At 66.8% G+C, this 18,974-nt stretch carries 16 protein-coding genes; 9 read left to right on the top strand and 7 right to left on the bottom strand.

Features of this window, described 5'->3' with window-relative positions; translation table 11 throughout:
* The first annotated feature begins 12 nt into the window (after positions 1-12).
* From lsrB to CXZ10_RS08310, 3 genes are all read left to right on the top strand, one after another.
* Complete coding sequence (lsrB, locus tag CXZ10_RS08320) at positions 13-1,038, top strand: autoinducer 2 ABC transporter substrate-binding protein LsrB (RefSeq protein ID WP_101288696.1); 1,026 nt, start codon at positions 13-15, stop codon at positions 1,036-1,038.
* 164 nt (positions 1,039-1,202) lie between these two features.
* Entirely contained in the window at positions 1,203-1,499 is a 297-nt protein-coding gene (lsrG, locus tag CXZ10_RS08315) for a (4S)-4-hydroxy-5-phosphonooxypentane-2,3-dione isomerase (RefSeq protein WP_101288695.1), read from the top strand.
* Positions 1,500-1,509: 10 nt separating this feature from the next.
* A complete protein-coding gene (locus CXZ10_RS08310; protein WP_101288694.1) occupies positions 1,510-2,247 on the top strand; it encodes a ribulose-phosphate 3-epimerase in 738 nt (245 codons plus the stop codon).
* 42 nt (positions 2,248-2,289) lie between these two features.
* Here CXZ10_RS08310 and CXZ10_RS08305 read toward each other — a convergent pair whose 3' ends face one another.
* The 3 genes from CXZ10_RS08305 to CXZ10_RS08295 all read right to left on the bottom strand — a co-directional run bounded on the left by CXZ10_RS08305 (position 2,290) and on the right by CXZ10_RS08295 (position 5,137).
* Complete coding sequence (locus tag CXZ10_RS08305) at positions 2,290-3,390, bottom strand: quinone-dependent dihydroorotate dehydrogenase (protein ID WP_101288693.1); 1,101 nt, start codon at positions 3,388-3,390, stop codon at positions 2,290-2,292.
* Positions 3,387-3,740, bottom strand: coding sequence for a DUF952 domain-containing protein (locus CXZ10_RS08300; protein WP_101288692.1), 354 nt, complete (start codon positions 3,738-3,740; stop codon positions 3,387-3,389). The genes CXZ10_RS08305 and CXZ10_RS08300 overlap by 4 nt, the downstream gene beginning before the upstream one ends.
* Positions 3,741-3,943: 203 nt before the next feature.
* On the bottom strand, positions 3,944-5,137 hold the full coding sequence (locus CXZ10_RS08295) for a glycosyl hydrolase family 8 (protein ID WP_210199881.1): 1,194 nt from the start codon (positions 5,135-5,137) through the stop codon (positions 3,944-3,946).
* Between the two features lie 149 nt (positions 5,138-5,286).
* Between CXZ10_RS08295 and CXZ10_RS08290 the strand changes: the two genes are divergently transcribed.
* Positions 5,287-5,982: a thermonuclease family protein gene (locus CXZ10_RS08290; RefSeq protein WP_143741501.1), complete on the top strand. Its 696-nt coding sequence runs from the start codon at positions 5,287-5,289 to the stop codon at positions 5,980-5,982.
* Positions 5,983-6,031: 49 nt separating this feature from the next.
* On the opposite strand, the gene CXZ10_RS08285 is transcribed toward CXZ10_RS08290, so the two are convergent.
* Positions 6,032-7,696, bottom strand: a complete 1,665-nt coding sequence (locus CXZ10_RS08285) for a lysine--tRNA ligase (protein ID WP_101288689.1) — start codon at positions 7,694-7,696, stop codon at positions 6,032-6,034.
* Positions 7,697-7,902: 206 nt separating this feature from the next.
* On the opposite strand from CXZ10_RS08285, the gene CXZ10_RS08280 reads away from it, so the two are divergent.
* From CXZ10_RS08280 to pdeM, 4 genes are all read left to right on the top strand, one after another.
* Positions 7,903-8,316 (top strand): tellurite resistance TerB family protein, encoded by a 414-nt coding sequence (locus tag CXZ10_RS08280; protein WP_101288688.1) that lies wholly within the window; start codon positions 7,903-7,905, stop codon positions 8,314-8,316.
* An 82-nt stretch (positions 8,317-8,398) separates the two neighbouring features.
* Complete coding sequence (locus tag CXZ10_RS08275; RefSeq protein WP_143741500.1) at positions 8,399-9,307, top strand: class I SAM-dependent DNA methyltransferase; 909 nt, start codon at positions 8,399-8,401, stop codon at positions 9,305-9,307.
* A 37-nt stretch (positions 9,308-9,344) separates the two neighbouring features.
* Positions 9,345-11,861, top strand: a complete 2,517-nt coding sequence (locus tag CXZ10_RS08270) for a ligase-associated DNA damage response DEXH box helicase (RefSeq protein ID WP_101288979.1) — start codon at positions 9,345-9,347, stop codon at positions 11,859-11,861.
* Complete coding sequence (pdeM, locus tag CXZ10_RS08265; RefSeq protein WP_244617188.1) at positions 11,858-12,574, top strand: ligase-associated DNA damage response endonuclease PdeM; 717 nt, start codon at positions 11,858-11,860, stop codon at positions 12,572-12,574. Before CXZ10_RS08270 ends, pdeM begins: the two co-directional genes overlap by 4 nt.
* Positions 12,575-12,630: 56 nt before the next feature.
* Here the strand turns inward: pdeM and CXZ10_RS08260 are convergent, their stop codons facing one another.
* From CXZ10_RS08260 to CXZ10_RS08250, 3 genes are all read right to left on the bottom strand, one after another.
* On the bottom strand, positions 12,631-13,395 hold the full coding sequence (locus CXZ10_RS08260; RefSeq protein WP_101288686.1) for a TIGR02186 family protein: 765 nt from the start codon (positions 13,393-13,395) through the stop codon (positions 12,631-12,633).
* Position 13,396: 1 nt separating this feature from the next.
* Positions 13,397-14,320, bottom strand: a complete 924-nt coding sequence (locus CXZ10_RS08255; RefSeq protein ID WP_101288685.1) for a sulfite exporter TauE/SafE family protein — start codon at positions 14,318-14,320, stop codon at positions 13,397-13,399.
* A 170-nt stretch (positions 14,321-14,490) separates the two neighbouring features.
* Entirely contained in the window at positions 14,491-17,994 is a 3,504-nt protein-coding gene (locus tag CXZ10_RS08250; protein WP_143741499.1) for a peptidoglycan-binding protein, read from the bottom strand.
* A 339-nt stretch (positions 17,995-18,333) separates the two neighbouring features.
* Between CXZ10_RS08250 and CXZ10_RS08245 the strand changes: the two genes are divergently transcribed.
* Entirely contained in the window at positions 18,334-18,777 is a 444-nt protein-coding gene (locus tag CXZ10_RS08245) for a MerR family transcriptional regulator (RefSeq protein ID WP_244617197.1), read from the top strand.
* Positions 18,778-18,974 lie beyond the last annotated feature (197 nt).

The following is an 18,974-nucleotide window of genomic DNA, read 5'->3' as shown; positions in this document are numbered from 1 at the left end:
GGAGAGCAAACAATGAAGTTTGGTACCGTTTCCCTCGCGCTTGCCGTGGCCACCGCCGCGACCTTCGCCGGACCGTCGGTCGCCGCCGACAGCACCCGCATCGCCTTCATCCCGAAGCTGGTGGGCGTCGGCTTCTTCACCTCCGGCGGCAAGGGCGCCGTCGAGGCCGGCAAGAAGCTCGGCGTCGAGGTGACCTATGACGGCCCGACCGAGCCGTCGGTGTCCGGCCAGGTGCAGTATATCAACACCTTCGCCAACCAGGGCTTCAATGCCATCGTCGTTTCCGCCGTGTCGCCCGACGGTCTCTGCCCGGCGCTGAAGCGCGCCATGCAGCGCGGCATCAAGGTCCTGACCTGGGATAGCGACGTCAATCCCGAGTGCCGCAGCTACTACATCAACCAGGGCACGCCGGCCCAGCTCGGCAAGCTCCTGGTCGACATGGCCGCCGAGCAGCACCCGGCCGACAAGGCCAAGGTGGCCTTCTTCTACTCGAGCCCGACGGTGACCGACCAGAACCAGTGGGTCGAGCAGGCCAAGGCGATCATCGCCAAGGACAAGCCGGGCTGGGAGATCGTCACCACCCAGTATGGCTACAACGATGCCCAGAAGTCGCTGCAGACGGGTGAAAGCATCCTGCAGGCCTACAAGGATGTCGACATCATCATCGCCCCCGACGCCAACGCGCTTCCCGCCGCCGCCCAGGCTGCCGAGAACGTCGGCCGCGCCGGCAAGGTGACCATCGTCGGCTTCTCGACGCCGAACGTGATGCGTCCCTACGTCAAGCGTGACACCGTCAAGGCCTTTGGCCTCTGGGACGTCACCAAGCAGGGTGCCATCTCGATCTATGTCGCCGATCACCTCCTCAAGAACGGCGCGATGAAGGTCGGCGACAAGCTCGACATTCCCGAGATCGGCACCGTCGAAGTGAGCCCGAACAGCGTCCAGGGCTACAGCTATGAAGCCGACGACAACGGCATTATCCTGCTGCCCGAGCGTCAGGTGTTCACCAAGGACAACATCGACAACTTCGACTTCTGATCGAAGCCGCAAGCTCCGCGAGACGGCGGTCCCTCCCGTTCCGCCGTCCGCTCCTCCCCCGTCGGCCGTCCCCCCATCAGGCCGCTCGGGATTCCGGAGAGCCGGCCGCTATTCATCGGCGGCCGGCCATCCTTTTCTTCTCGCTCAATCTGGAGGTTCCGGCCATGCACGTCACGCTCGTCGAGATCAACGTCAAGCCCGACCGCATCGACGATTTCCTGCGCGTCTTCGGCGCCAATCGCGACGGCACCCTCAAGGAGCCCGGCTGCCGCCGCTTCGACGTGCTGCAGGATCCCGCCGAGCCCACCCGCTTCACGATCTACGAGGCCTTCGTCGACGAGGCGGCGGTGAAATTCCACAAGACGACACCGCATTATCTCAAGGTGAAGGCCGAGCTCGAAGACATCATGACCGGGCCGCGCAGCCACAAGGTGTTTGTCGGCATCATGCCGCGCGACTGACGAGGAGCCGATGTTCCCCACTCTGGATGATCTTGCGACGCGCGACGCCCTGAAAGCGTTCCTGCGCCGCGCGGCGCCTTGCCTCAGCGTTGGTCTTCTGGCGGCCGATGCCATGGCCTACGGCACCGCTGTTGCAGACCTTGAGGCGGCCGGCAGCGCCCTCCTGCATTTCGATGTGATGGACGGCGTCTTCTGCCCCGCCTTCACCGCCGGCCCCTTGCTCGTCGCGGCAGCGCGAACCCAAATGCTGAAAGACGTCCACCTGATGGTGGCCGACCCGATCGCCCTGATACCTGCCACGCTGAAGGCCGGCGCGGATATCGTGCACGTCCATCCAGAAGGGCTCACGCATCTCCACCGGGCGCTCGCCATGCTGGACGTCGACGTGGCGGGACGGTCGGGCCGGCGCGTGCTGCGCGCGGTGGCGCTCAACCCGGCGACGCCGGTTGATGTCGTGGCGCCGGTCCTTGATCAGATTGACATGGTGACGTTGCTCGCCGTCGATCCCGGCTGGAGCGGTGGGGCTCCCGACGCGGCGCTCGGCCGCAAGGTCGAGCGGCTGAGGCTGCTCGCCGCCGAGGCCGGCGTCGACCCGCTCATCGCCATCGACGGCGGCATTACCGAGGCAACCATCGGCATTGCCTCTGGCTTCCGGCCGGATGTCATCGTCAGCGGCAGCGCCGTCTTCAAGGCCGGCGCCAGCATCGCCGACAATCTCGAAGGGCTGCACGCCGCCGCTCGGCGATAGCCGCTTTTCGGTCAGGTTGAGTCAACCTGACCGGCGGGCGCTTCAGGCTGGAATCGGACGGCTGGCCCAGGCGCGGCTGTCAGAGCTGGCAAGCGCCCGCGCCGAGCCGATGCCGCTCTTCTCGATACGCGCCAGCAGGTCGGCGTTGATGGCGTTGATGGCGTTGCCGCCACCGTAGATGAAAGCGGTGTAGACCTGCACCAGATTGGCGCCGGCGGCGATCTTGAGATAGGCATCCTCACCGGTCATCACGCCGCCGACGCCGATGATCGGCAGGGCGCGGCCGACCCGCTCGCGCATCTTGGCGAGCACGACCGTCGAGCGCTCGAACAGCGGCTTGCCGGACAGGCCGCCCGGCTCGGCAGCAGTCGGCCCGAACACGCCGCTCCTGGACAGCGTCGTATTGGAGACGACGAGACCGTCGGCGCTGCGGGCTGAGATGACGGCGGCGATGTCGTCAAGCGCCGCCTCGTCGAGGTCGGGCGCGATCTTGACCAGCACGGGCGTCCGCCGGCCGACGGCCACTGCGGTCTCATCGCGCGCCTCGATGACGCGGGCAATGAGATCGGACAGCGCGGCGCTCGCCTGCAGGTCGCGGAGGCCCGGCGTGTTGGGCGAGGAAATGTTGACGGTGAAATAGGACGCGAGGCCCGCGAAGGCTTTGATGCCCGTCACATAATCGGCCGTGCGGTCGGCGCTGTCCTTGTTGGCGCCGACGTTGACGCCGATGACCCCCGGCCGGCCATTACGCCGTTCGAGCTGCTTGAGGGCATGGGCATGCCCCTTGCCGTTGAAACCGCAGCGGTTGATCACCGCATTCGCCTCGGGCAGGCGGAAGATGCGCGGCTTGGGGTTGCCCGGCTGCGGCCGCGGCGTCACCGTGCCGACTTCGACATGGGAAAAGCCCTGCGTCAGCAGCGCATCGGCGATCTCGGCATCCTTGTCGAAGCCGGCGGCCAGCCCGACCGGGTGGTCGAGCCGCATGTCGAAGAAGTCGACGACAAGGCGATCGTCCACCATCTTGGGCAGGCCGGGCGCGAGATTGAGCCGCATGGCGGTGACGGCCAGCGCGTGCGCCATCTCCGGATCGAAGCGCCGGAGCGCGGCGGCGCTGAACGAGCCGATCAGTTCGGAAAGGGTCATCGTCCGGTCTCCAGGTCGGGGAACTGATGGGCGCCATCCAGCCCGAGCGGCAGCGGCACCACGAAGTCCACGGCCGTGAACTCCAGCGGTGCGTAGAGATGCGGGAAGAGATCGCCGCCGCGCGAAACCTCCCATTTCAGCGCCTCGCCGAGGGGGGCGGTCTCGACGCCGATCAGCAGAAGGTCGTTCTGACCGGCAAAGTAGAGCCGCGCCGTCTCCCTGACCTGCGCCGCCGAGGACAGGTGGATGAAGCCATCCTCGAAATCGACGGATGCGCCGGCGAACACGCCGGTCGCTTCGGCGGCTTCCCACAAAGCGCGCGGCACAATCTTGTAGACGAGACGATCCATGGCGGAACTCCGAAAGGCCGTGGCCCTTCCATAGGTTCAATCGGCGTCGCAGTTCGCTCGGACGGAATGAAGTTCACCGGTCAAGGGAGGGCTTCTTGGTCAAGCCGTCAGGCTGCGAGCACGGGCCGGAGTAAAGGCATGCACCTGCGTCTGGCAAGAGCTATTTGACGAGAGCGGTGCAAAGGATCGGGATGATCGATGGCTTAGGTCTCTTCGCAGAGCGAAATCATTGCCAGGAGTTTCAGGGTGTTGCCGTAATAGTCCTCTTCGGTGGCGGGTATCGTCAGCAACGCGGCCCACAGGGTATCCAGCCATGCCTGATCCGCCGCAGCATCGCCGCTTCCAGCCGTGGCGCCGGCCGCGAACATGGCGATGAATGCCGCCGAGCCGGTGTCCTGGTCCGGAGGCACTCGCCCGTCGAGGCGATAAGTCGTTGCGATGCGCAGGGGATCACCGCCGCTCGCCTTTCGGATCCAGCGATTGAGCGCGGCAAGATGGGAGGCTGCACGCTCGTCACCGGTCATCAGTAAGTCCAGCGACAGCCGCCACGGAAAGCGTAAGGCGTTCCAGGAGAAAGCCCCGTCGAAACGGCCTTCGAGGAAGTTGGTCGGCACGGGACGCGGCTCGTCCGGCAGACCGGTCAGGAAGTCGGGAACGAGGCCGGTTTTTCGAGCGTAGCGCCGGGACAGATCGCCCCAGACCAGGTAGCCCCGATCGCGAAGCTCGCTCCAGCGCCTGGCATCCCGATCACCGGCCGCGGCGAACGCGGCGAAACTGGCCGGCATGAAGTCCGAGGACCGCGAGGAACCGGCATAGGTGCCGTCATCATCGTTCCGTGCCCAGTCGCCGAGCATCATCATGCCGTCGGGGGTAACTTCGCGGGCGAGGATGGCCGTCCGGACGGAGGCGGCCAGCTTGCCGTATCCGCCCCAGCGCTGGTCGGCCTTCAGGAGCGCCAGCGCCACGTCGAGATCGCCGTCCGATGCCGAACGGTCGCCGCCATCCGGTGCGTCGCGGCAATCTCCGGTCTGGTTCCAGGCCATGAGGCCGGGACCGGAGGCGGCGGGATGAGCGACAAAGAAAGCCTGCATCAGGTCGAAGAGGCGATGTGCGTCAGGATCACGATCGGCCATCTGGACCAGGGCAAGCATGCCATATCCGTGAGCCTCGGACACCGTCAGCGTCTTTGCGGCGCTCCCGCCCCAGGTCGTCTTTCCGTCGCCGGACGTGGCAACATAGGCGCCGCCGCAACCCTCGCGCAGGTAGAGCCGTTTCCATTCGGCCCAGAACGTATCGAGGACCGTAAGGCGCTCGCTTCGCGGCATCGAAGGGGAGAGCGGCAACGCCTCTGCCGCCAGGGGAAGGAGAAGTATCAGAACCAGTAGAGCTCTGCGCATGTGGCGTCCTTCCATTGTCCGCGGGACTGCCGGCAACCATAGGCGCCAAATGTCAGTAAAGCACGGCCAAGGCCCGCGACAGCTTGCTCCGATAACGAGAATCCAGCATTTTCCGCCGCACACCTTCAGACAAGGACATTTCTCAGGCGATGGCTCGACAGGGACGGCACGGTTTTCTCATGGGCTGCCTGGCGCCACTGGTCGCCGGCTTGGCGCTGACCGCCACAGCGCTGCTCTGGCTGTGGGACGACACCAAGCGCGACGATTTGGCGAAGGTCCGGCCAACCATACTCGACTTCGGCCGCCCGCCGTCGCCACCCGTTCTCCGGCAACCGCTCGCCGCCAAGGCGCCGCCTCCGGTCGAGGTCGCCCTGGGCCAGGCGGCTGATCGACCGAAACTGCCGCCACCGCCTCCGCCGCCAGCGAGCTTCGAGGCGCTATATCCCCGCGTCACCGTGCTCGATGCCGTGCGCTTCCGAGCCATCCGCGACCGGGAGACGATGGTTGTCCATCTCGCAGGTGTTACTGGTACTGCCTTTTCCGATACTTGCGACGGGACGGCCGGCCGATGGAACTGCGGCGCCCGCGCCCGCGCCGACCTTGCGCGCCTGATCGGCCCGCGCTCGGTCGGCTGCGTCGGTATCGCCGCGCCGGGTGAGGATGGCGATAGCTTGGCCGACTGCTGGGTCGGCAACCGCAACCTGTCGCTGTTCATGGTGAGCCGAGGCTGGGCCGAACCGCTCGACCCCGCCGATCCGCTGCTGGCGCCCTACGCCGCCAAGGCAAAGGAAGACAAGCTCGGCCGCTATGGCGACGGCAGTCTCCAGCCACCCGTCCCGGAATGAAAAAGGCCGGCGCGAACGCCAGCCTTCAATGTCTTGCTGCCTGTGAACGTCAGGCCTGGCCGAGCGTGCCTGCAAGCGCCGCGTCGATCATCGCCACGGTCTCCTTCAGGCCGTAGAGCTCGACGAAGGAGCCGAAGCGCGGGCCCTTCTCCTGTCCGAGCAGCACCTGGTAGAGCGTCGCGAACCATTCGAGGCTGACGCCCGGTCCGCCATCGGGACTCTTCTTGGACGGATCCTGGAAGCGCGGGAACGAGCGGCCGACCGACAGTACCGTGTCCTGGATGGCTTCGGCGCTGGTGGTGACCGGCAGCGCGTCGAGCGCGTCACGCAGCTTGGCGAGCGCCTGCCGCTCCTCGTCGTCCGGTGTGCGGAAGGTGACGAAGGGCTTCACCCGATCCTGGTAATAGGCCAGCGCGTAGCCGCAGAGCTCGTCGAGCTTCGGGTGCGTTTCCGGCGTCACGCCCGGCGTATGCCGGCCGATATAGGCCCAGAGCGCACCCTTGTCGTGGGCATGGCTGGCCGACACGAGGTTGAGCAGCATCGAGAAGCTGACCGGCACCGGCGTCACCGGCGGCTCTCCGGAATGGATGTGCCAGACCGGATTGGCAAGCTGCTGGTCGACGTCCATCGTCGGGTATTTCTCGAGATAGGCGAAATACTCGTCGACGGCGCGCGGGATCACGTCGAAGAACAATCGTTTGGCCGTCTTCGGCTTCTGGAACATGTAGAGGGCAAGGCTGTCGGGCGAGGCATAGGTCAGCCACTCGTCGATGGTCAGGCCGTTGCCCTTCGACTTCGAGATCTTCTCGCCGTTCTCGTCGAGGAACAGCTCGAAATTGAAGCCGTCCGGCGGGTTGCCGCCCAGCACCTTGCAGATGCGCGACGACGTCTTGACGTTGTCGATGTGGTCCTTGCCGCTCATCTCGTAGTCGACGCCGAGCGCCGCCCAGCGCAGAGCCCAGTCCGGCTTCCACTGGCACTTGGCGTGGCCGCCGGTGACCGGCGTCTCGAAGCGCTCGCCTGTCGCCGGGTCGGTCCAGACGATGGTGCCCTTTTCAAGGTTGCGCTCTTCGACCGGCACCTGCATGACGACTTCCGTCTTGGGATGCACCGGCAGGAAGGGCGAGTAGGTCTTTCGCCGCTCCTCGCGCAACGTCGGCAGCATGATCTCCATGACGGCATCATACTTGGCGAGCATGCGCAGCAGCATCTCGTCGAAGGTGCCCTTCTTGTACTCCTCGGTGGCCGACATGAACTCGTAGTCGAAGCCGAAGGTGTCGAGGAACTGCCGGAGCTTGGCGTTGTTGTTGTGGCCGAAGCTCGGATAGCCGTTATCGAACGGGTTCGGCACGTTGGTCAGCGCCTTGCCGAGGTTGGCCCTGAGCAGCTCCGGGTTCGGCACGTTGTCCGGCACCTTGCGCATCCCGTCCATGTCGTCCGAGAAGCAGACAAGGCGCGTCGGCACGCTGTCGCCGGTCAGCACGCGGAAGGCATGGCGCACCATGGTGGTGCGCGCCACTTCGCCAAAGGTGCCGATGTGGGGCAGGCCCGACGGGCCGTAGCCGGTCTCGAAGATCACCGGCTTCGAGGCGTCTTTGCGTTTCTCGATCCGCGCCACGATCTTCTTGGCTTCCTCGAAGGGCCAGGCCTTGGAGCGGCCGGCCGCGGCGAGGAGCGCGGGATCGGAGAGCAGGGTGGAAGAAACGGTTGCCATCGGTTGCCTCTGTTCGAGAAAACCCGGAGTTTCCGGGCGGGGCGGACAGTAGGGACGAGGCCCGGAAAGGTCAAGGACGCGCCGGCTTTTCTCGTCAATCGGCGGCAAGATGGGCGGCAAGGCAAGCGCCTCCGCCGAGAGGATGCTTGCGCTTTTTCCAACGGCGTCCCAAATAGGGTGCCGTTTGACCTTTGGCCGAGGATTCCATGCATAAGCCGTTGTCCACCCAGGAAGCGCTGATCTGGGTGATGGTCACCGCCGCCATCGCCGACCGCAACATGACCGAGCGCGAACTCAACCAGTTCGAGCGGCTGATCGGTTTCCTGCCGGTGTTCCAGGGCTTCGAGGGGTCGATCGGCGAGATCGCCGACGCCTGTTCGGCCAACTTGAAGTCGGTGAACGGCATCGACCACATCCTCGATCGGGTGGCCACGTCGTTGCCCGAGCGCCTCTATGAGACGGCCTATGCGTTGGCCATCGAGGTTGCCGCCTCCGACGTCGACGTCAAGCAGGAGGAGCTGGTGTTCCTGCAGATGCTGGAAGACCGCTTCGCCCTCGACAAGCTGGCCGTCGCCGCCATCGAGCACTCGGCCCGCGTCCGCTATCGCAAGCTGAGTTAAGCCGAGAGGCTGTGGAATCCATCTTGACGACGGCGGGCTTTGGCGGGATGACGCGGCGCCCTTTCCGCCGAGTGTCATCATCTTGCACGCTGTCTCCTCCGGGGATCTTCTCGCCGACCGCCGCTACGAATACGCCCGCGCCTATCTCGACGCCGGCGATCATGCGGCCGCCGCCGACCTTTTTCTGCAAGCGCTGGAGCGCACGCCCGGCTGGCTGCCGGCCCTGGTCGGCGCGGCCGATGCCCTCGCCGCCGATGGTCGCCGGGAGGAAGCCGAGCCGCTGCTGCGAGAGGCGGCGGAGCGCGACCATGACGGGCTGTTCGGCATATCGCTGAAGCTCGCCGCGCTCGGCCTTGCCGAAGTTCCCGACGCGCCGCCTGCCGCCTATGTGCGCGGGCTCTTCGACGACTATGCCGACCGCTTCGAGACGGCACTGGTGGAAGACCTCGGTTATCGCGCACCCTGGCTGATTGCCGATCTCATCGACAGAGTCCGTCCCGGCGCGAGCTTTGCCCGTGGTCTCGATCTCGGTTGCGGCACCGGCCTGATGGCGGAGGTGCTGAAAGGCCGGATCGAGCATGTGTCGGGCTGTGACCTCTCGCCGGAGATGATCGGCCGCGCCGAGGCCGGACGGCGCTATCAGAGACTGGTGGTTGCCGATGCGGCCACCTTCCTTGCCGCCGCCGACGACGGCTACGACCTCGTCACCGCCGCCGACGTTTTGGTCTATGTCGGTGCCCTCGACACATTGTTTCCGGCGGTCGCCGACCGCCTCGCGCCAGATGGTCTTTTCTCGTTCACGGTCGAAGAGGCCGACAGCGACGGCCTGGTGCTGCGCGACAGCCTGCGCTACGCCCATGGCGAGTCCTATGTCCGGCGAGTGCTCGCCGAGGCCGGCTTGGCCGTCGTCGAGCTTGAGCGCGACACGCTGAGGTTCGATCGCGGTGAACCGATCCGAGGATTGATCGTGGTGGCTCGGCACGAGGGCTGACCGCTCTCACGCAAATGTTCTTCACTTGTTCGCGGAAATCGGGCTTACTCCCGCCGTGACCGAGACGAATCTTCTGCCCCCCAAGTTCGAGGCCTGGTTCGCGTCGCGCGGCTGGAGCCCGCGCGCCCATCAGCTTGCGCTGCTCGACCACGGCCTTGCGGGTCGTTCGGTGCTGTTGATCGCCCCGACGGGTGCCGGCAAGACGCTGGCCGGCTTCCTGCCGTCGCTCGTCGACCTTGCCGGTCGGCCGAAGTGGAAACCGGGCACGCGCCGTCGCGGCATCCACACGCTCTACGTCTCGCCGCTCAAGGCGCTGGCCGTCGACATCGAGCGCAACCTTGAAACGCCGATCAGGGGGATTGGCCTCGACATCGCCATCGAGACACGTACCGGCGACACGTCCGCGTCGCGCCGTCAGCGGCAGAAGCTCATTCCGCCCGACATCCTGCTCACCACGCCCGAGCAGCTGGCGCTTCTGCTTGCCGGCCACGACGCCGAGACTTTTTTCGAGGACTTGAAGACGGTCATCCTCGACGAGCTGCATGCGCTGGTGACCAGCAAGCGCGGCGACCTCCTGGCGCTTGGCCTGTCTCGTCTCCGCGCCATTGCCCCGGCCATCCGCACCGTCGGCCTGTCGGCCACCGTCGCCGATCCGGATGAACTGCGCGCCTGGCTGGTGCCGCAGGCGCCGGACAAGCCGCAGGCTCTTTCGGAGATCGTCACCGTCATCGGTGGCGCCCGCCCCGACATCCGCATCTTCGAGGCGGACGAGACCATTCCCTGGGCCGGCCACTCAGCCCGCTACGCCTATGAGGGCCTGCTCGCCGAGATCGATCGTCGTCGCATGACGCTGATTTTCGTCAACACCCGCAGTCAGGCGGAGATGATCTTTTCCGAGCTGTGGCGGCTCAACGACGCCAACTTGCCGATCGCCCTTCATCATGGGTCCCTGGACGTGGGCCAGCGGCGCAAGGTGGAGGCGGCGATGGCCGACGGTCGCCTCCGTGCGGTGGTCGCCACCTCGACGCTCGATCTCGGCATCGACTGGGGTGACATCGACCTCGTCATCCACGTCGGTGCGCCCAAAGGCGCCAGCCGTCTGGCCCAGCGGGTCGGTCGCGCCAACCACCGCATGGACGAGCCCTCCACGGCGCTCCTGGTGCCGGCCAATCGCTTCGAGGTGCTGGAATGCCAGGCGGCGCTTGATGCCAACTACATCGGCGCGCAGGACACGCCGCCGATCCGCGACGGCGCACTCGACGTACTGGCCCAGCACGTGCTCGGCCGGGCGGTGGCCGGCCCGTTTCGGGCCGATGACTTCTATGCCGAAGTCGTCTCGGCCTATCCCTACCGCCAGCTCGACCGCGAGCGGTTCGATCGGGTTGTCGACCTGGTCGCCACTGGCGGCTACGCCCTTCGCGCCTACGAGCGCTACGCCAAGATCAAGCTTACCGCCGACGGCACATGGCGTCTGACCCATCCGCGCTTTGCACAGGCCTACCGGCTAAACGTCGGCACCATCATCGAGAGTCCGATGCTGAAGGTGCGGCTCGGCGGCAAGGCGCGCGGGCGCGGACCGGTGATGGGCGGACGCCTGCTCGGCGAGGTGGAGGAGTACTTCTGCGAGCAGATGAAGGTGGGCGATACCTTCCTGTTTGCCGGCGAAGTGTTGCGCTTCGAGGGCATGCGCGAGACGGAGGTGATCGTCTCGAGGGCGCGGTCGAGCGACCCGCGCATCCCCGTCTATGCCGGCGGCAAGTTCCCGCTCTCCACCTTTCTCGCCGCCGGCGTCCGCAGGATGTTGTCCGACCCCTCGTCATGGGGCAAGCTGCCGGCGCCGGTGCGTGACTGGCTCGCCCTGCAGCGGGACCATTCCCTTCTGCCCAAGCCCGACGAACTCCTGGTCGAGACCTTCCCCCATCGGGGACGCCATTTCCTGGTGCTTTACCCCTTCGAGGGACGGCTTGCCCACCAGACGCTCGGCATGCTGCTGACCCGCCGGCTCGAACGCTTCGGCTTGAAGCCGCTCGGCTTCATCGCCACCGATTACGTGATCGGCGTCTGGTGCGCCGCCGACGTCGGCAGCGCCTTCGCCCATGGCGAGCCGACGCTGTCGCGCCTCCTGGAGCCGGACATGCTGGGCGACGATCTCGAAGCCTGGATGGCCGAGAGCTATCTCCTGAAGCGCATGTTCAAGGCCTGCGCCATGATCGCCGGACTTGTCGAAAAGAATGCCATCGGCGCCCAGAAGACGGGGCGGCAGGTGACGGTTTCCACCGACCTCATCTACGACGTATTGCGTGAGCACCAGCCCGATCACATCCTGCTCGAGGCGGCCTGGGCCGACGCCTCCACCGGTCTTTTGGACCTCCGGCGCCTCTCGGATATGCTCTCCCGAATCAACGGTCACATTGTCCATAAACGGCTCGACCGCATCTCGCCCCTGGCGGTACCGATCATGCTGGAGATTGGCGGCGAGCGCGTGGCGGGCGAGGCCGACGAGGATGTCCTTCGTGAAGCGGCCGACGAAATCATCCGGGAGGCCATGGCGTGACGGCGCTGAGACAGGGAGACGACGACGTGCTGACCGCGGGTGGGCTCGTGAATCTGAATGGCGCCGCAGTGCGCTTCGACGCGTCCGGCGTGCTTCACTGGCCGGAAGAGCGGCTCTTGGTGGTCGCCGACCTGCACCTCGAAAAAGGCTCCTCCCATGGCGCGCGCGGCCGTTTCGTGCCGCCCTATGATACGCGCGCGACACTCCGGGCGCTCGGTGAGGCCATCAGCCGTCTGCGGCCGGAGCGGGTCATCGCCCTCGGCGACAGCTTCCACGATGGTGACGCCGAGGGGCGGCTTGCTCCGGCCGACCTCGAAAACCTGGTGGCCCTGGTCGGTTCGGTCGATTGGACCTGGGTCGCCGGCAATCACGACCCGTCGCCGCCGGCCGGCCTCGGTGGAACGCCGGTGGCCGAGATCGCCGTGGGACCTCTTGTCTTCCGGCACGAACCGCGCGTTGGCCGATGCACTGGCGAGGTGGCGGGTCACTTGCATCCGGCAGCCAAGGTGGGACGAAGCCGAACGGTCCGCCGGCGCGCCTTCGTCTGCGACGGTAGCCGCTGCCTGCTGCCGGCCTTCGGCGCCTATACCGGCGGGCTCAACGTGATGGATGCGGCCTTCAAGGGGCTGTTCGAGCGGTCGCGCCTCATCGCCTGGATGCTGTCGGACGGGCGCGTCTATCCGGTGCGTTCGGGGGAGTTCCTGCCGGACTAGCCATCGCGTCGAAAAAGGGGGCGCCGGCTTTCGAGCAACGCGATACCCAGACGTGTTCAGTCCCTGCGGAACGCCACGCCGGCCAGCCAACCGGTGAAACAGGCCACGACGACGGTCGCGAGGCCGTAGAGGGCCGGCTGCCGATGGGCGAGATCGGTGATGGTCTGCTCGAAGCCGCCTTTCAGGATCGAGAAATCCTGCGTCGTCTTGGCGAGCAGCACGCCGCCGGAGAAGAGATAGACGGTCGCGGTGTACCAGCCGATCGGCACGTTGGCCGGCAGGGCGATGGGCGCCCGGAACAGTTGCGGTGACAGGAACTCGACGCTGCCCTCATCAAGGGTGAAGAGGCCCTCCTTCTGCATCAGGCGAAAGAAGGCGGCATCGAACTCGGTACGAACCGGCGGCAGGGCATCCGGCAGGCCGCGTGTCGGAAGCATGTCGAAGCCGAGACCCTGGCCGGCTCGAACGCGATTGCCGGCCACGTCCGCCATCGGCGCCGTGGTGGCGATGGCCAGGAAGGCCGGCACGCGCGGCAGTTCGCCGGAGGCGCGGTTGATCCAGATCCCGGCAATCCGCTCCTTGCGGCGGGCGACCATGGACCGCAGCGGACCGGTCAGCGTTACCACGATTTCGTAGGGCTCGCCCCGGGCGACCGTGTGCTGGTCGCGCTCGACGGTGCCGAAGATGACGACGCCCGCCCCGGTGAAGTTCGATTCGATGGAGACGCGCTCGGTCGACAGAGCCGTCACCAAGGTTTCGGCGGAGAGCCGTGAAGAGAGAAGGACGAGCGCTGCGGCAAGGATGAGGAGGCGGATCGGCATGTCATCCCCCTCCCATGCGGCTGATCGAATAGAGCTCGTCGGGCCTTGCCACCAGATCGACGGCGAAACGCAGGCCGACCGATAGCACCAGGAGGCCGAGCAGGAGGCGCAGCGTCTCGCCGCGCAGCGACTGGCCGACGCGGGCGCCGAACTGTGCACCGACCACGCCGCCGACCATCAGCGCAAGACCGAGGATGACGTCCACGGTCTGGTTGGTGGCCGATTGCATGAAGGTGGTGAAGGCCATGGTGCCGAGCGTCTGCACCAGCGTCGTGCCGATGACGATGGTGGTCGGTACCTTCAAGAGATAGATGAGCGCCGGCACCATGATGAAACCGCCACCGATGCCGAGCAGCGCGCCAAGGAAGCCGATGGCCGCGCCGAGCGCGACGACCGGTAGGGCAGAGATGTAGAGGCGTGACCGTTGGAAGCGGACCCGGAGCGGCAGGCCGGCGATCCAGCTGTGTTGCCCCGGTCGGCGGACGGGCAGCGGCGTGCCCCTTTGCTTGGCGAGGATCGCCCTGACGGCCTCGACGGTCATCAGCATGCCGATGGTGCCGAGGAAGGCGACGTAGCAAAGGGCAATGACCACGTCGAGCTGGCCGGCGCCGCGCAGGGCCCCGTAAACCCAGACGCCAATGGACGAGCCGATGATGCCGGACAGCGTGAGATAAAGGCCGAGCTTCAGGTCGACCGTCTTCTTGCGAAGGTAGGCCAGGACGCCCGAGGCCGAGTTGGCGACGATCTGCGAGGATACCGATGCGACGGCGACGGCGGGCGAGATGCCGGAAAAGATGAGGAGCGGCGTCAGCAGAAAACCGCCGCCCACGCCGAACATGCCGGACAGGAAGCCGACCGCCGCGCCCATTCCGAGCAACAGGAAGACGTTCATCGGCATTTCGGCGATCGGCAGGTAGAGATCCACGACCCGTCATCCGTTCAAAGGCATCTGTCGGCCAGTATTAGCTTGCAACCCCTTGCGAAAGTGCAACGGAACGGCCTTTGCCATGGCTTTCCGGCAAAAAAACGCATCAGCCGGGCAAAAAGAAAGCCCCCGGGGCCGAGGCGCCGGGGGCGGAAGCAGCTTTCGGGCATTCAGATGGTCGACATGCCCAACGCGTCGATCAGCGCCTTGTCGATCTCGCCCGTGACGGGCAGGTCCTTTGAGGCCTGGAAGGCGGCGATGGCATCGCGCGTCTTGCGTCCCATCTTGCCGTCGGCCGGACCGGCGTCGAAGCCTAGGCTCGTGAGGACGGCCTGGGTACGGGCGATCGTCCGGGACGTGTCGACCGAGGCCGTATGCTCGGGCGCCGCCGCCCAGGCCGGATCGGCCGGCGGGATGTCCTCGGCCTTGGGATCGAGGGGTTTGGCCACCCATGTCTCGACGGCGAGACGGGCGCGGGCGAGGTCCTCCTTGGACAGAACCTGAGCGATGTCGTCACGCTTCTTGGCACTGTCGGCGTCGCCCCCGGTGGCCGCGAGCGCGAACCACTTGTAGGAGGTTGCGAGATCGCGCGGCACGCCAAGGCCACGGGCGTAGAGAATGCCGAGGTTGAACTGGCTATCGCGGACGCCGTGTTCGGCGGCGTCCTGGAACCACTTGGCGGCCAACGCATAGTCGGGCGAACCGAGGCTGCCCTCGGCATTGAGCACTGCAAGATTGTGCATCGCCTTGGCGTTGCCGAGTGCCGCAGCCTTGGCATACCACTCCGCGGCGGTCTTGGCATCGCGCGCCGTGCCGATACCCTTTTCATAAAGGCTGCCGAGCCGGTACTGGGCCGGTGCAAGACCTGCCTCGGCGGCATGACGGTACCAATCGATCGCCGACGCGAGATCTTGCGGCACGCCCCGCCCGTCGTCGAAGCGGGACGCGACCTCGAAGGCGGCCAGCGGGTCGCCGCCGGCGGCCGCGTCGCGCAACGCCTTGGAGCCGATGGCATCCGGCAGCGCGGGGGGCGCCTTGGCCGTCACCGGCGCGGCCGGCATCCCCGCCGTCGTTTCGGGTGAAGCGGTAGTTGGCGCGAAGCCGTCGGTCGGAAGTGCCGGCGGCGTCTGCGAGAAGCCGCTCGGCGTTGCCGCCGCCTGCGGGGCCGGGGGTATCTCAATACTGGCCGGCGGTGTTGGCGCAGGAGCGGTCTCGCTCATGGGCGCCACAGCAGCAGGCGGCTCGGAGGCGGGGGGCGCCTCGATGGCCGGTGTTGTCGGGATCGGCGCCTCAGGGGCGGGCGCTTCCGGGGCCGGCGTGGTGGATGCGGTCGGTTCCGGCGACGCTGTGGATTCTGCCGGCGTTTCCTCCGAGGCGGAGAAGCGGTTCAGAGTGTCATTGGCAATCTTGGCGAGGCCAAGCGCGATCAGCACGACGGCGGCGGCGACCGCCACCTTGCGCAGGTTGAAGCTGACTTTCGGCAGGGCAAAGCGCGGCTTTCCACTGGCCGTCGCCTCATCCTTGCCGGTTTCGCCGGGAAGGCCGCTGCCGGCGGCCTGGGCGGCACGGCGGGCGGCGGCGATGAAATCGGCCTTGGTCGGCGTGCGCGCGGCGTCCGCCGCGGCAGGCCGTTCGTCCGTGGGAGACGATTTCGGCAGGCGCGGCTTGCCGGAACCGGGTTCAAGCGGCTTGTTGACGTCGAAACCGGGCGGCAGCGTCGGCTCATCGGCCAAATGCCCTGGCTTGTCGGCCAAATGCTCCGGCTTGCCGAGCGACGGCTCGACACGGGGGGGAGTTGCGGACTTGCGGCCGAAGATGCGCGGCAGGTCGTCGCCTTCATCGACGTCGGCGGCAGCGGGCATTCGCCTGGAGAGCGCCTGTTCGATCTCTTGCCAGCTGTCCTTGGAGGGGCTTGAAGGCTCGGCGGTGTCAGCGTTCGCTCCGCTGCCGCCGACCTCGCGCATGGCTAGGCGTTCCACCGTCTGGCCGATGGCCAGCAGCAGGCCGCGGTCGCGCTCGGCATCGGCCCTGAGATCCTCGCCAAGCCGGCTGATGCCGGCCTCGACGCTGGCAAGGCGGGCAGGAGCGTCGTCACCATGCCGGCCGGCAACGGCTGCCACGCGATCGGCGATGGCGTCGACCGACAGCGAACTCGACATCGTCGCGTCGAGCCGTTCCAGCGCGTCGGCCAGGGCGGCGATTTCGTTCGGCCGGGTCTCCAGGCGAGCGGCTATGTCGGCGATCCGGCTTTCCAGGCGGTCGAACGCGGCGGTGCCGATCGACGGCGCATCCAGCCGATCGAGGCGCTCGACCAGCGTCCGCACGTCGGCGGCAAGACCGGCGTCGGGCCGGCCGGCCGCAGCCAGCACGTCCTCACGCAAGCGCTCCACGGCCTTTTCGAGCGCAGCAACATCCTTGCCGGTGGCAAAGTCGATGTCGGCGACCGAGCGCGTCAGCACGGCGATGCGGTCTTCGATTTCCGAAATGCGGACGTTCGGCGTCGGCTCGGTCAGCTTGGCCTCGATGCGCGACAGGGCTGCCGTGAGGTCGGCCGGTAAGCCGCCGGCTGCCGGCCTGAGCTGGGCTTCCAGCGACCGGCCGAGCTCGGCAAACCGCTCGTCGAGCGCCCGGATGGCGGCAGCATCGAGCGCTACGCCGGGACGGTCCAGGGAAACGCGAAGGCCGTCGATCTCCTCGGCAAGGCGTGGCAGCCCCTCGGTCGAGCGGGCGATCCGTTCGATGGAGACCGACTGCCGTTCCAGTTCATGGGCAAAGCGCGGCAACTGCTCGGAGCGCTGGGCCACCTGCGACAGTGTGGCGTTCTGCTTGTCGAGGCCGTCCTGCCAGCGCGAGAAATCGCCCATGTCGCGTTCGATGGCGCGGATGCTGCCGGCAACGTCATCGAGGCGGCGTTCGATGGCGGCAATCACCTCGCGCTTGTCGAGCTGGGCCACGGCGGCGGCAAGGTCCGACAGGCTGCGTCCGAAATCGCCGAGTACCCGCTGGTCGCCGAGGCCCTGGTCGAGCCGCTCGGCAAGGCGATCGAGACGTGAGGTGATGACGCCGACCTGGTCGCCCGAGGGCAGCGTGGCAATCAGCCGCCGGATCTCGGCAAGCCGCTGCACGAGGTCACCGACGACGCGCGGATTGTCGACGGAGGCGCGGATATCGTCGAGGCGCGCCACCAGCGTGTCGAAGGCGCTTTCCAGCGTTCTCCCTGAGCTTGCCTCGACCAGCCGCTCCACCTCGGCCCGGAGATCGGCCACCTCCGTGGCGAGCCCCTCACCAAAGGCCGGTGCCCGGCGCCGGTCGCTACTCATTTCCTGACTGAGTGCGCGGACCCGAGCACCGAGTTCGGCGACGTCGGCTCCATCCCGGCGGCCGAGGCGGCCGGTGTCATAGGCCTCGCGCTTGCGCGAAATCTGCTCGATGGCCCTTTGCAGGTCGTCGGGTTCGGAGGAGCGGGACGTCGGCCGGGAGCTCCGGCGTTCTTCCGCCGGGGACAGGGTGCGGATGCGCTCCCCCAGCCGATCGAGCGACGTGAGGATGCGATCAACCGGGTCGCCAGCCTGCCGACCGCTTTCCGCTCCGTAGCCGAAGGTTGCCGGCTCCCGATCGTACTGGCTCGCTCCGTCCATTCCGCCGCCCAAACGAGACGTAGCCCGCGACGCCATGATTGTTCTCCCCGTTTGCAACGCCGCCCTCGCGGCAAGAGCCGCCGGGGCAGAACGCCGCCAGGATGCATTCATTGGGCAATTTGCAAAAACAGGGTAAACGCCGGGTTAACTGGGCAGCCGTTCTTTGCCACTTTTTAAGCGCTCTGAACGGAACCTTACCTGGACGCCCCGAAAAATGACGATACTGGCGCCCCTCTCCCTCGCCCTTGACGTAAAGGGAAGCGTATGCGCAGGTTGGCTCAAGGCGCGGAGCCAAAGCGGAGCGACCTTGCATGGAGGGACCTGACGGTGACCGAAAGTGACGAGCCGGCCGCCGAGGCGCAGATCGGGGCGGTCATAGCCGACAAGCTCGAGGATGACGACGGAGTTCATCCGCGCGGATCGCTGTTTTCCATTGGCGATCTCGCCCGCGAGTTCGACGTCACGCTGCGCACGCTGCGCTTTTACGAAGACAAAGGCCTCATCAATCCGCGTCGGGAAGGGCTCAATCGCCTTTACTCGCGTCGCGACCGTGCCCGTCTCAAGCTGGTGCTGATGGGAAAGCGCGTCGGCTTCTCGCTGACCGAGATCAAGGGCATGCTCGATCTTTATGACTTGCGCGACGGCCAGGCGGCCCAGCTCAAGGTGGCCCTTGACCGCTTCAACGATCGGATCGCCATTCTCGAGAAGCAGAAAAAGGAAATCGAGCAGGCGCTGATGGAACTGCGCCGGACCACGGCGGTGGTGAGCGGCCTTCTCAAGGAAAAGGAAGAGAAGGAAGCCGGCGCGCGCCGGAGCTGAAGGGCGGACGCCAGGGCCGGAGGCCCGCCGGCGCCTGAGGCCTGATAGTTCCGAAGCCGCCTTGTCGGCTTCCGGCGTCAAGCGACGCCGCGCGAAGCGGGTCTTTCGAGACCCGAAGCGTCTCGAAAGACGTCAAGCGGAGCGAAAGCCAAGGGCCGGAGGCCCGCCGGCGCCTGAGGCCTGATAGTTCCGAAGCC

The organism is Pleomorphomonas diazotrophica (genome assembly GCF_002844595.1).
GTDB lineage: Bacteria > Pseudomonadota > Alphaproteobacteria > Rhizobiales > Pleomorphomonadaceae > Pleomorphomonas > Pleomorphomonas diazotrophica.
Note: the sequence above shows the minus strand (reverse complement) of the source record. Positions and strands in the feature narration are given on the sequence as shown.